The sequence below is a fragment of the Epibacterium sp. HA2-3 genome (genome assembly GCF_055693725.2).
This window is the reverse complement of record NZ_CM172490.1, coordinates 2,808,503-2,821,425: the sequence shown is the minus strand read 5'-3', so window position 1 is coordinate 2,821,425 and position 12,923 is coordinate 2,808,503. Positions and strand designations below refer to the sequence as shown.

The window sequence follows — 12,923 nt, the reverse complement described above, 5'->3', positions numbered from 1 at the left end:
TCCCGGTTGGGAGGCAAACTACCGATGAATGCGGCGGGCGAACAGGTCTCAGGTGAATTTGCGAAACAGGCGTGTACGGTCGAAGGCGGCTTCGAGCTCGTCATTGCGCGCCTTCACGGTGTCCCAATGGTCCTCTTGGATCTTGGCGATCATACTTTCGATCAACAACAAAAGCGCGACCCCTGAATCCCATGCCGAGGGCACCGCGATGCGTGCGGCAAAGGTGAATGTTGCCTCTTTTTGAATTGGCGAGCGCCACTGATCCGTAAACAGAACCACTTTCACGCCGCGTTCATGCGCCATCTCAGCCAGAAGAAGGGTCGCGTTCTCATAGCGTCGGATGTCAAAGAGAATCAGCGTATCGCCCGGAAGCAGGTCCAGAACCGAGTGGGTCCAGGAGGCGCGCGGCGGAATCATGAAGACATCTCTTCGGATCATCTGCAGGTGCAGATAAAAGTTCTGTGCCAGCGTTCCGCTCAGGCGCCCGCCGGCAATATGTACGCGACTATTGGTGTCCGCGAGAAGCGCACAGAGCGTGTCGAACTCCTCGAGGTTCACATTTTCCAGCGTGGCGCGAATATTGTCATAGACCGCAACAGCATACCGATTAAGCATATGGCCTTCTGGTAGCTCCGGCGCCTGTTCTGCCCTTTTTTCCACAGGGTTAGAGATGATTTCGCGCAATTCTTCGCGCAAGGCATGCTGAAATTCGGGATAGCCAGAGAACCCCAGTTTTTGCACCATACGCGCGACGGTCGGCGTCGAGACCTCAGCCAGTTCCGCAAGCTCTGTGATGCTGCCAAGACCGGGAATCGGATAGTTGTCCAAGATCGCCGCCGAAAGTTGCCGTTCCGCACGCGTCAGGTCAGATTCGCGTGATTTCAGTTTCTCGGCAATCGTCGGCATCCACGGCTCTCCTGCTCGGGTTTTTGGCATTTTATTACAGGTTGGGCGTTGATGAAAGAATTTTTACAGAAAGTATATTGACAGAAGGGTGTCGGCTGAAGAGCATGCTTCACATGAATACAGATACCTTTGCCTTTGATTTCGGTCCCTCGTTTGCCAAGACGCCATCCGCTGCGGAGGCTGAGGTCATCATCGTGTGCGAGCACGCCGCCAATTGGATTCCTCCCTCGCTTGATGCGCTGGGGTTGGATGATGCGGCGCGTGACAGTCATATCGCGTGGGATCCGGGCGCGCTGGGCGTGGCGCGCAAATTGGCAGAGTTGCTCAATGGGCCATTAGTCGAGGGCTGTATCTCGCGTTTGGTTTACGACCTGAACCGTCCGCCCGAGTCGCCCACGGCGATTCCCCCGGCTTCCGAGATTTTTGACGTTCCAGGCAATCGAGACCTGTCGGACGCGGCGCGCGCGCAGCGGGTGGAGGCGGTGTATGAACCGTTCCGCGCCGCTTTGGCTGAGGAGATCGCGACACGCGAGTCTGCTCTGCGCCTGATGGTCACGGTTCATAGCTTCACCCCCGTCTACAATGGTGAGACCCGAGCGGTTGAGCTTGGTCTCCTGCATGGTCGCGACGACCGTTTTGCCAAGGCAATGCTGGCGCATCAGCCAGAAGGCCTCGCTTGGGACGTGCGTCTCAACGAGCCTTACAGCGCCAGCGATGGCGTCGCACATACGTTGGACGTGCATGGCTGTGACAATGGCTTGCTGAATGTGATGCTGGAGATCCGGAACGATCTGATTGCAACGCCTGCGCAGCAGGACGCTTGGGCCACAGCGCTTGCACCCTGGATTCGCGCCACACTGGAGGACGCAGCCGTATGATCGGAGCGATGCTGGGATATGTGCGGGTCGTCGATGCGGTGAATTACCGGATCGGACGCCTGATGATGTGGGGGCTCTTTGTGATGATGGGGATCCTCTTGTGGTCCTCGATCTCCAAGACCTTCTTTTTGCCCTCGCTCTGGACGCTGGAAATGGCACAGTTCGCGATGGTCACCTATTACATTCTCGGCGGGCCGTATTCGATCCAGATCGGGTCGAATGTGCGCATGGACCTGTTTTATCACAACTGGTCCACCCGGCGGAAAGCCTGGTTTGATGCCTTCACCGTGCTGGCGTTGATCACCTACCTCGCCATTCTCTTTTATGGCGGTCTTGGCTCCACGGCCTATTCGCTGGGCTACTGGGGTGACAATCCCTTTGCCTTCTTCTGGGGCCTCATCACAGGCGCCGAGGAGGTGGGCCATATGGAGCGCGCCTCGACCGCATGGCGTCCCTTCATCTGGCCGATCAAATCGATCATGGTTTTCGGCTTCTTCATGATGCTGCTGCAAGCCATCTCTGAACTCTTCAAAGACATCGCCCGCCTCAAGGGCTACGACATCCCAAGCGAGCGCCCCTCATGAGCCAGGAATATATCGCCATCTTTATGTTTGCATCCATGATGCTCATGCTCTTCACCGGGCAGCGCGTCTTTGGTGCGATTGGGGCTGTGGGGGCCGTTGCTGCGCTTTTGCTGTGGGGCGTGGGTGGCTATGACATCCCGTTCTCGGCCGCGATGAAGCTGATGAAATGGTACCCGCTGCTGACGCTGCCGATGTTCATTTTTATGGGCTACGTCCTGAGCGAGAGCCGTCTGGCGGATGATCTCTACAAGATGTTCCACGTCTGGATGGGGCCGATCAATGGCGGGCTTGCCATCGGCACCATCGGCCTGATGGTTCTGGTCTCTGCCATGAATGGCCTGTCGGTTGCGGGCATGGCGATTGGTGCCACGATTGCGCTGCCGGAGCTTTTGCGCCGTGGCTACGACAAGACCATGGTCACGGGCGTGATCCAGGCTGGCTCGTCGCTGGGCATTCTGGTGCCGCCTTCGGTGGTGCTGGTGCTCTATGCCATGATTGCGCGCCAGCCGGTTGGGCAACTCTGGTTGGCGGGTGTGATTCCGGGACTGATGATGGCGGGACTTTTCATCATCTACATCTGGCTGCGCTGCAAGGCGAACCCGGCCCTTGGTCCGGCAATGGAAGACGCCCACGAGGTGCCCCGTGCAGAGAAACTGCGCCTTCTCGGTGCGGGCGCGCTGCCGCTGTTGATCTTTGCCGCGATGATGGTGCCTTTTGTGAATGGCTGGACCTCGCTTGTCGAGAGCTCCGCGATTGGGGCGCTCACGGCGCTGGCTGCCTCGATTGCAAAGCGTCGCATGACGTGGAAGATCTTTGAATCCTGCACCAAGAACACGCTGGCGATCTCATGTATGTTCATGTGGATCATCCTTGCGGCGCTTGGGTTTGGCGCGGTCTTCGACGGGCTTGGCGCGGTGAAGGCCATCGACAGCCTCTTTACCGAACAGCTGGGGCTCAGCCCCTGGGTCATCCTGATCCTCATGCAGCTCAGCTTCATCATCATGGGCACCTTCCTGGATGACACTGCGATGCTTGTGATCGTGGCGCCGCTCTATGTGCCCCTGGTTGCAGCACTTGGGTTCGATCTGGTCTGGTATGGCGTCCTCTACACGATCACGACCCAGATCGCCTATATGACGCCCCCCTTTGGCTACAACCTGTTCCTGATGCGCGCCATGGCGCCGCCAGAAATTTCGCTGACCGATATCTACCGTTCGATCGTGCCGTTTGTGGCGATCATGGTAGTGGCGCTGGCAATTATCATGGTGTTCCCGCAGATCGCACTTTGGCTGCCGGAGACCATTTACGGACAATAAGCAGAAGGCCCTGTTCAAACGGCCCCAGACGATAACCACAGAGAGGTACTACTGATGACAACACGTCGTAATTTTCTAAAGACCACCGCCTTGGGCGCTGCCGCAGCACCGCTTGCAGCGCCTGCGCTGGCGTCTGGTAAGATCACATGGCGGATGCAGACCTACGCCGGTCCCGCGCTTGCAGCGCATGTGATCGACCCGGCGATCGAAATGTTCAACAAGATCGCAGGCGACCGCATGCAGATCGAGCTTTTCTACGCCGACCAGCTGGTCCCCACGGGTGAGCTGTTCCGTGCCATGCAGAAGGGCACCATCGACGCGGTACAGTCCGATGACGACTCCATGGCGTCTCCGACCGAAGTGACCGTTTTTGGCGGCTATTTCCCCTTTGCGTCGCGCTACTCGCTCGACGTGCCGGTGCTGTTCAACCAGTACGGCCTCAACGAGATCTGGGATGCGGAATACTCCAAGGTGGGCGTCAAGCACATCTCCGCAGGCGCTTGGGATCCTTGCCACTTTGCCACCAAAGATCCGATCAACTCGCTTGAGGATCTCAAGGGCAAGCGCGTCTTCACCTTCCCGACTGCGGGCCGCTTCCTGAGCCAGTTCGGCGTCGTGCCTGTCACCCTGCCATGGGAAGACATCGAAGTTGCAATGCAGACCGGCGAGTTGGATGGCGTTGCTTGGTCGGGTATTACCGAAGATTACACCGTGGGTTGGGCCGATGTGACCAACTACTTCCTGACCAACAACATTTCCGGTGCATGGGCAGGCAGCTTCTTTGCCAACATGGACCGTTGGAACGAGCTGCCCGAAGATCTGCAGGCGCTGTTCCGTGTCTGCACCGACCAGTCGCATTACTATCGCCAGTGGTGGTACTGGGGTGGCGAAGCCTCCTTGCGCGTCAATGGCGACAAGATGAAGCTGACCTCGATCCCCGATGCAGAATGGCAGCAGGTCGAAGATGCCGCGGTGAAGTTCTGGGACGAGATCGCAGCCGAATCCGAAACCAAGGCGAAGGTTGTCGAGATCTTCAAGAAGTACAACGCCGATATGGCGAAAGCCGGTCGTCCGTATCGTTACGGCTGATCACACGTGCAATAGCAATCAATGTCGGGGGCGGGGTTTCACTCTGCCCCCTGTCAAAACAACAGGGAACGCCAGATGACTTTCGAGGATCTCAAGGAACAGATCGCAGCCGGACAAGTGGATACGGTTTTGGTTTGCATTGTGGACATGCAAGGCCGCCTGATGGGCAAACGCTTCCACGCCGAGGCCTTCCTCGAAATGGCAGACGGCGAGACCCACTGCTGCAACTACTTGCTGGCCACCGATCTCGCGATGGCGACACCGGATGGCTATGCCTCAACCAGCTGGGAGCGCGGCTACGGCGACTACATCATGAAGCCGGACCTGACGACGCTGCGCCCGGTTCCGTGGCTTGAGGGAACTGCGATGGTGCTTTGTGATGTCATCGACCATCACACCCACGCACCAGTCGCGCATTCGCCGCGTGAGATGCTCAAGGCGCAGATCGCGCGCTGCGAGGCGTTGGGGCTGTCGCCCGTGATGGCAACCGAGCTTGAGTTCTTCCTGTTCAAAGGCACCCATGACGAGATCGCCGCTGGCGGCTTTAACAAGCTCGAGCCGATCTCAACCTACAACGAAGACTACAGCATCATGCAGACCTCCAAAGAGGAGCCTGTGATGCGCCCGATCCGCAATCACCTGCGCGCCATGGGGCTCCCGATCGAGGGCTCCAAAGGCGAGGCAGAGGCCGGCCAGGAAGAGCTGAACATCAAGTATGACGCGGCGCTCGCAACGGCCGATCATCACACGATCGCAAAACATGGCATCAAGGAAATCGCGCATCAGCAGGGTTTTGCGGCGACGTTCCTTCCCAAATGGCACCACGAACGGGTCGGGTCTGCTGCGCATGTGCATCAGTCGCTTTGGAAGGATGGCAGCAACGCCTTCTTTGACGAGAGCGCGCCGCTCGGAAAATCAAAGCTGATGGACCACTATATGGCGGGTCTGTTGAAATACGCCGCCGACTACACCTATTTCATGGCGCCCTATATCAACAGCTACAAGCGGTTTGCCAAAGGCACTTTTGCACCTACGCAGGTGGTTTGGTCTGTTGATAACCGCACGGCGGCCTTCCGCCTCTGTGGCGATGGAACCAAGGGTGTTCGGGTTGAATGCCGGGTTCCGGGTTCCGACATGAACCCTTATCTGGCGCAGGCTGCGATGTTGGCGGCTGGGCTCAAGGGTATCGAGGAAAAACTGGAACTGCAGGACCCGTTCAATGGCGATGCCTATGCTGGCGACACACAACAGCATATCCCGCGCAGCCTGCTGGAAGCGCGTAAGGCGCTGTTGGGCTCCGAGATGCTGCGCGAGGCCTTTGGTGAAGACGTGATCACGCACTATGCCCGCGCGGCAGAGTGGGAGATTGAAGAATTCAATCGCGTTGTGACCGACTATGAGGTCGCGCGCGGGTTTGAGAAAGCCTGATATCCGCTGGGCGGGCGGGGGCCAGCCCCCGCACCCCCGGGATATTTGGGAGAAGATGAAGATAATCGGGGCCGTATCCTGCGCCCCCGGAGGAGTTGGCCAATGGGCAAGACACTGAATTGTATTTCGCCGATCGACGGATCGGTCTACGCCAGCCGCGAGACGCTGGATCTGGACGCCGCCCGTAGCGAGGTGGCCGCCGTGCGGTCTGCGCAAAAGGCTTGGGCCGCGCGTCCGCTACAGGAACGTATCGATCTCGTGATGGCGGGCGTCGCCGCCATTGGCGAGATGAACGATGAAATCGTGCCTGAGCTTGCCCATATGATGGGGCGTCCGGTACGGTTTGGCGGCGAATTTGGTGGGTTCAACGAGCGCGCGTCGCATATGGCGCAGATCGCTGCCGAGTCGCTTGCGGACATCGAGGTTGGCGAGGACGCCACTTTCAAGCGTTACATCAAACGCATTCCGCATGGTGTGGTCTTTGTGGTGGCGCCCTGGAACTACCCCTACATGACCGCGATCAACACCGTCGCGCCAGCGCTTATCGCCGGCAACACCGTGGTGCTGAAGCACGCCACCCAGACGCTCTTGGTCGGTGAGCGGATGGCTAAGGCGTTCCATGCGGCGGGCGTGCCTGAGGATGTGTTCAAGAACGTGTTCCTCGATCACGATACCACCTCTGCTTTGATCGCGGAGAAGGCGTTTGATTTTGTGAACTTTACCGGTTCTGTCGGCGGCGGCCAGGCAATGGAACGTGCCGCAGCGGGCACCTTCACGGGCGTTGGGACCGAGCTCGGTGGCAAGGATCCGGGCTACGTGATGGAAGACGCGGACGTGGACGCCGCAGTTGATACGCTGATCGACGGCGCGATGTTCAACTCTGGCCAGTGCTGCTGCGGAATCGAGCGCATCTACGTCCACGAGAGCCTCTATGACGCTTTCGTTGAAAAAGCGCTGGCGGTGGTCAATGGCTACAAGCTCGGCAACCCGCTGGATGCGGAAACCACCATCGGCCCGATGGCCAACGTGCGTTTTGCCCAAGAGGTGCGCGACCAGATCGCCGAGGCGATCGAACAGGGTGCCGTGGCGCACATCGCCACAATGGATGCGGATGATGGGGGTGCCTATCTGACTCCGCAGATCCTGACCAATGTCACCCATGAGATGCGCGTGATGCGCGATGAAAGCTTTGGACCGGTCGTGGGCATCATGAAGGTCTCCTCCGATGAGGAAGCGATCAAACTCATGAATGACAGCGACTTCGGCCTCACCGCTTCCATCTGGACCAAGGATCTGGAGCGCGCACAGGCTGTGGGCGACCAAATCGAGACCGGCACCGTGTTCATGAACCGCGCAGATTACCTCGATCCGGGGCTCTGCTGGACCGGCTGCAAGAACACCGGTCGCGGCGGTGGTCTTTCGGTGATCGGCTATCACAACCTGACCCGGCCGAAGTCCTACCACCTGAAAAAAGTCACCGCCTAAGGCCCTTCATCTTCTCAAAAATATCCCGGGGGAGCTTGCCGGATGGCAAGCGGGGGCAGCGCCCCCACCCCGGCTCACCATAGGAACATGCTGATGTCTCTCATTGGAAACTGGTCTTATCCGACCGCAATCAAATTCGGCGCAGGCCGGATCAAGGAACTGGCCGATGCTTGCGCGCAAGCCGGGATCAAAAAGCCGCTCTTGGTCACCGACAAGGGGCTTGCAGATCTGCCCGTCACTCAATCGACGCTCGATATCATGGAGGCCGCAGGCCTTGGGCGCGGGATGTTTTCTGAGGTCGACCCCAACCCGAACGAGAAAAACCTCGACGCGGGTGTTGCGGCCTACAAGGCAGGCGGCCATGACGGTGTGATCGCCTTTGGCGGCGGCTCCGGCCTCGATCTGGGCAAAATGGTTGCGTTCATGGCGGGCCAGACCCGCCCGGTTTGGGATTTTGAGGACATCGGCGACTGGTGGACCCGCGCGGACGCGGATGCGATCGCCCCGATCATTGCCGTGCCGACCACCGCGGGCACCGGATCTGAGGTCGGGCGTGCCTCTGTCATCACCGATAGCGCCACCCACCAGAAAAAGATCATCTTCCACCCCAAGGTTCTGCCCACCGTGGTGATTTGCGATCCGGAGCTTACCGTCGGGATGCCCAAATTCATCACTGCCGGCACCGGGCTTGATGCCTTTGCCCATTGCGTCGAGGCGTTTTCCTCGCCGCACTACCACCCGATGTCACAGGGTATGGCGCTCGAGGGTATGCGCCTGGTCAAGGACTACCTTCCGCGCGCTTATGCGGACGGCACCGACATTGAGGCGCGCGCGCACATGATGTCTGCGGCTGCCATGGGCGCCACCGCGTTCCAAAAAGGTCTTGGCGCGATTCACGCCATGAGCCACCCGATTGGCGCGCATTTCAACACGCACCACGGCACCACCAACGCGGTCTGCATGCCTGCAGTGCTGGAATTCAACGCGTCCGAGATTTCCGAACGCTTTGACATGGCAGCGGCCTACCTCGGGATCGAGGGCGGCTTTGAGGGCTTCAAGGCCTTCGTGCAAGAGTTCAACGACAGCCTCGGCATCCCGCGCGGCCTGTCTGCGTTGGGCGTGACCGAAGAGTCGATCCCGGAGCTGGTCAAAGGCGCGATCATTGATCCCAGCTGCGGCGGCAATCCCGTCAAGCTGACTGAGGAAAACCTCACCCAGCTGTTTAAAGCCGCGCTTTGATAGAATAACCGGTCCCCGAAACACCGAGGAAGAGGCCGTGCCCAGGATCTGGGCGCGGTCTCTTTTTATGCGGTGCTGCGCAAATCAAGGGATGCGGGCACGATCAATAAACTTGCGCAGCGCAAATCGTGACCGCACCGCGCGCAGCCCCTCCACGCGCATGAGTTTGGTTTGCAGGAAGGTCTCGAATTCCTCCAGGCTCTCCACGACCACCTCCAACAGGAAATCTTGCGCACCTGTCATCAGGCTGCCGGTCACGACCTCTTCAAACTGTGCCACTTTTCGCTGAAAGCTTGCGACAGCTTCGGCGTCCTGTTTTTCAAGCTCAACCGAGACAAATGCGGTGATGCCAAATCCGGCGGCCTTACGGTCGATCCGCGCTACATATCCTTCGATCAAGCCGCTATCTTCGAGCTGGCGCAGGCGTCGTTTGACCGGGGTCGCAGACAATCCAACACGTTCCGACAATTGTACCAACGACATGCGGCCATCCTCGCGGAGGGCGCGTAGAATCGCGCGGTCCAATCGGTCTGCAGCGTATTTCGCCAACATAAACTCCTTCTGTAGTGATAAGCACTAATGTTTCCGTGTTATTATGGGGGATATGGAATTTTTCCACCAGTATTTCTCGATAAAATCTCCAAATCAGATTTCTGCGCGGTGGAGAGACCATGACACTGAACCTGACCGAGGAAACGGCACCCGAAGGCTATGAACGCCTCGTCTTTGCACAAGACCCCGAAAGCGGGCTGCAGGCCTTTATATGTGTGCACTCCACAGTTCTTGGACCTGCGGCAGGGGGATGTCGGATGTGGAATTACGCCACCGTGGATGAGGCGCGCACGGATGTGCTGCGCCTGGCGGAGGGGATGACCTCAAAGAACGCCATGGCAGATCTGGCGCTTGGTGGCGGCAAATCCGTGATCATCGGCAATCCGCAAAGCGACAAGTCCCCCGCATTGCTCCGTGCATTTGGGCGCGCCGTCCAGAGCCTCGATGGCAGCTATTACACCGCCGAAGATGTGGGAATTTCGCCGGACGACATGAAGATCGTCGCCGAGGAAACCCCATATGCCGTTGGGCTTGAAGATGGGGCGCATGGGACCGGAGATCCCTCTCCCTTTACCGCGCAGGGGGTGTTCCAGTGTCTTCTGGTCGGGGCAGAAGTGGTCTTTGGCACCAGCGATCTCTCCGGGCGTCGGGTGCTGGTTCAAGGTCTGGGCCACGTTGGAATGTCTCTGGCCGAAAAGCTCCACGGTGCCGGGGCGGAGCTGATTGTGGCCGACATCAATGAGGCTGCGCTTCAGCATGCAAAAACTGCATTTGGTGCAACGATTTGCGACCCTGCAGAGATTTTTGAGACCGAGATGGACATCTTGGCTCCCTGCGCACTTGGGGGCGTGCTGACAGAGGCAACAGCGCAAAAACTGTCTGCAAAACTCGTTTGTGGTGCTGCGAACAACCAGCTTGAGACGCCCGAGGTCGCAGATGCGCTGCGCGCAAGGGGTATTCGCTACCTGCCAGACTATGTGGTCAATGCTGGCGGCATCATCAGTGTCGCAGGCGAGATCCATAAAGCGGGCACAAGCTACCGCACCGAGCGGCTGGATGGCGTTGCCGCACGGATCCGCACCTTGGTTGACCTCAGCGACAAGACCGGGCGCACCACCACCGCCGTGGCAGACGACATGGTTGCAGATATTCTCGCCAAGGCCTCTGACGCCGCGCGAGGTGCAGCATGAGCGACAACGAAACCTATGCACCGCTCGCACTGAATGTCCCGGAGCCGGGCTGCCGTCCGGGCGATACGCCTGATTTTTCGTATTTCGAGGTGCCCCGCGCCGGAGCCGTGGCGCGGCCGCCGGTCGATGTGGACCCTGACGACATGCGTGAGATGGCGTTTTCCATCGTGCGTGTCCTCAACAAAGAGGGCGAAGCGGTGGGCGACTGGGCCGGAACGCTCTCTCCGGAAGAGTTGCGCGAAGGATTGCGGGACATGATGCTTCTGCGCGCCTTTGATGCGCGGATGCTGAACGCGCAGCGCCAGGGCAAGACCAGTTTCTACATGCAGCATCTTGGCGAGGAGGCCGTCAGCTGTGCCTTCTCTCGCGCGCTCAAGGACGGGGATATGAATTTTCCCACCTATCGGCAGGCGGGCCTGTTGATTGCGCGGGACTATCCGCTGGTCACCATGATGAACCAGATCTATTCCAACGCCGACGACCCGTTGCACGGGCGGCAGTTGCCGATCATGTACTCCTCAAAAGAACACGGCTTCTTTTCGATTTCGGGCAACCTCGGCACCCAGTTCGTGCAGGCTGTCGGCTGGGCGATGGCCTCAGCGATCTCCGGTGATACCAAGATCGCCGCAGGCTGGATTGGCGATGGCTCCACCGCCGAGAGCGACTTTCACGCCGCGATGGTGTTTGCCTCGACTTACAATGCGCCGGTGGTGCTCAATATCGTCAACAACCAGTGGGCGATCTCGACCTTTCAGGGCATCGCACGCGGTGGGGTGGGCACCTTTGCTGCGCGCGGGCATGGCTTTGGCATCGCGTCGATCCGGGTAGATGGAAACGATTATCTCGCGGTCAACGCGGTGGCCAAATGGGCGGCCGAACGCGCACGTCTGGGCCTTGGCCCCACCTTGATCGAGCATGTGACCTATCGCGCGGGTGGCCATTCCACTAGCGATGACCCTTCGGCCTATCGCTCCGCAGATGAGGGCGCGGCATGGCCGCTTGGTGATCCCATCGACCGTCTCAAACGCCACCTTATCCGGATCGGAGAGTGGAGTGAGGAGCGCCACAGTCAGGCTGAGGCGGAGTTGATGGATCAGGTCATCACCGCACAGAAAGAGGCCGAAAAGGTCGGCACGCTCGGTGGCGGCAAGGGCCCCTCGCCGCGCGACATGTTCGAGGGCGTGTTCGAGAAAATGCCGCCTCATTTGATCAGGCAACGACAGGAAGCGGGATACTGACATGGCCCAGATGACCATGATTGAGGCCCTGCGCGACGCGCATGATGTGGCCATGGAGAAGGACGACCGAGTGGTCGTTTATGGCGAAGATGTCGGGTATTTTGGCGGCGTGTTTCGTGTCACTGCAGGCCTGCAGGCGAAATACGGCAAGTCACGCTGCTTTGATACGCCTATCAACGAGGCGGGTATTGTTGGCACCGCGATCGGGATGGCCGCCTATGGTCTGCGCCCTGTGATCGAAATCCAGTTCGCCGATTACGTCTATCCGGCCATCGACCAGATCGTCTCTGAGGCCGCGCGGCTGCGGCATCGCTCGGCGGGGGATTTCACCTGCCCGATCGTGATCCGCATGCCCACCGGTGGGGGCATCTTTGGCGGGCAGACCCACAGCCAGTCGCCCGAGGCATTCTTTACCCATTCCTCTGGTCTGAAGACGGTGGTGCCTTCCAATCCAAGCGATGCCAAGGGGCTGCTCCTCGCTGCGATCGAAGACCCGGACCCGGTGATTTTTCTGGAGCCAAAGCGGCTCTATAACGGGCCTTTTGACGGGTATCACGACCGTCCCGTCACCAGTTGGAAGAAGCACCCACTGGGTGATGTCGCAGACGGCTACAACCCGATCCCGCTTGGCAAGGCCGCCATCCGTCGCGAAGGAAGCGACGTCACGGTGCTGGCTTATGGCACCATGGTCTATGTCGCCGAAGCCGCCGCCGAAGAAAGCGGCGTCGACGCCGAGGTGATCGACCTGCGCACTCTGCTGCCCCTGGACCTCGAGACCATCGTGGCCTCTGTGGAAAAGACCGGGCGCTGCGTCATCGTGCATGAGGCGACCAAAACCTCTGGCTTTGGCGCGGAACTGATGTCGATTGTGCAGGAAAACTGTTTTTACAGCCTCGAAGCGCCCATCATTCGCGTTACTGGCTGGGATACGCCCTACCCGCATGCGCAGGAATGGAATTACTTCCCCGGCCCCGAACGGGTGGGCGAAGCGTTGAAGAAATGCATGGAGGACTGAGCG

General features: G+C 59.3%; 12 protein-coding genes. 10 read left to right on the top strand and 2 right to left on the bottom strand.

What is annotated here, in order from left to right; genetic code table 11:
• Positions 1-48: 48 nt before the first annotated feature.
• A complete protein-coding gene (locus ACZ1HH_RS13205) occupies positions 49-906 on the bottom strand; it encodes a MurR/RpiR family transcriptional regulator (protein ID WP_011540102.1) in 858 nt (285 codons plus the stop codon).
• 113 nt (positions 907-1,019) lie between these two features.
• Here ACZ1HH_RS13205 and ACZ1HH_RS13200 point away from each other — a divergent pair, with 113 nt between their 5' ends.
• The 7 genes from ACZ1HH_RS13200 (at position 1,020) to ACZ1HH_RS13170 (ending at position 8,925) form a co-directional block, all read left to right on the top strand.
• Positions 1,020-1,784: an N-formylglutamate amidohydrolase gene (locus ACZ1HH_RS13200; RefSeq protein ID WP_168610429.1), complete on the top strand. Its 765-nt coding sequence runs from the start codon at positions 1,020-1,022 to the stop codon at positions 1,782-1,784.
• Entirely contained in the window at positions 1,781-2,368 is a 588-nt protein-coding gene (locus tag ACZ1HH_RS13195; RefSeq protein WP_011540100.1) for a TRAP transporter small permease subunit, read from the top strand. Before ACZ1HH_RS13200 ends, ACZ1HH_RS13195 begins: the two co-directional genes overlap by 4 nt.
• Positions 2,365-3,684, top strand: coding sequence for a TRAP transporter large permease (locus tag ACZ1HH_RS13190; RefSeq protein WP_416369269.1), 1,320 nt, complete (start codon positions 2,365-2,367; stop codon positions 3,682-3,684). Before ACZ1HH_RS13195 ends, ACZ1HH_RS13190 begins: the two co-directional genes overlap by 4 nt.
• 54 nt (positions 3,685-3,738) lie before the next feature.
• Positions 3,739-4,773, top strand: a complete 1,035-nt coding sequence (locus ACZ1HH_RS13185) for a TRAP transporter substrate-binding protein (RefSeq protein ID WP_011540098.1) — start codon at positions 3,739-3,741, stop codon at positions 4,771-4,773.
• Between the two features lie 75 nt (positions 4,774-4,848).
• Positions 4,849-6,201 carry a glutamine synthetase family protein gene (locus ACZ1HH_RS13180; protein WP_416369268.1) on the top strand — a complete coding sequence of 451 codons (1,353 nt, stop codon included), beginning with the start codon at positions 4,849-4,851 and terminating at the stop codon, positions 6,199-6,201.
• Between the two features lie 102 nt (positions 6,202-6,303).
• On the top strand, positions 6,304-7,686 hold the full coding sequence (locus ACZ1HH_RS13175; protein ID WP_011540096.1) for an aldehyde dehydrogenase family protein: 1,383 nt from the start codon (positions 6,304-6,306) through the stop codon (positions 7,684-7,686).
• Between the two features lie 93 nt (positions 7,687-7,779).
• Positions 7,780-8,925, top strand: coding sequence for an iron-containing alcohol dehydrogenase (locus ACZ1HH_RS13170; protein WP_044026938.1), 1,146 nt, complete (start codon positions 7,780-7,782; stop codon positions 8,923-8,925).
• Positions 8,926-9,009: 84 nt separating this feature from the next.
• Here ACZ1HH_RS13170 and ACZ1HH_RS13165 read toward each other — a convergent pair whose 3' ends face one another.
• Positions 9,010-9,408 (bottom strand): Lrp/AsnC family transcriptional regulator, encoded by a 399-nt coding sequence (locus ACZ1HH_RS13165; RefSeq protein WP_416369265.1) that lies wholly within the window; start codon positions 9,406-9,408, stop codon positions 9,010-9,012.
• Positions 9,409-9,596: 188 nt separating this feature from the next.
• Here ACZ1HH_RS13165 and ACZ1HH_RS13160 point away from each other — a divergent pair, with 188 nt between their 5' ends.
• Genes ACZ1HH_RS13160 through ACZ1HH_RS13150 form a run of 3 tightly spaced genes read left to right on the top strand, consistent with a single transcriptional unit; the run spans position 9,597 to position 12,920 of the window.
• Positions 9,597-10,667, top strand: a complete 1,071-nt coding sequence (locus tag ACZ1HH_RS13160) for a Glu/Leu/Phe/Val family dehydrogenase (RefSeq protein ID WP_472636856.1) — start codon at positions 9,597-9,599, stop codon at positions 10,665-10,667.
• The gene (locus tag ACZ1HH_RS13155; RefSeq protein ID WP_472636855.1) at positions 10,664-11,905 is read left to right on the top strand and encodes a 3-methyl-2-oxobutanoate dehydrogenase (2-methylpropanoyl-transferring) subunit alpha; all 1,242 of its coding nucleotides are present in this window, start codon (positions 10,664-10,666) and stop codon (positions 11,903-11,905) included. The genes ACZ1HH_RS13160 and ACZ1HH_RS13155 overlap by 4 nt, the downstream gene beginning before the upstream one ends.
• Position 11,906: 1 nt before the next feature.
• On the top strand, positions 11,907-12,920 hold the full coding sequence (locus tag ACZ1HH_RS13150; protein WP_472636854.1) for an alpha-ketoacid dehydrogenase subunit beta: 1,014 nt from the start codon (positions 11,907-11,909) through the stop codon (positions 12,918-12,920).
• Positions 12,921-12,923: the final 3 nt, after the last annotated feature.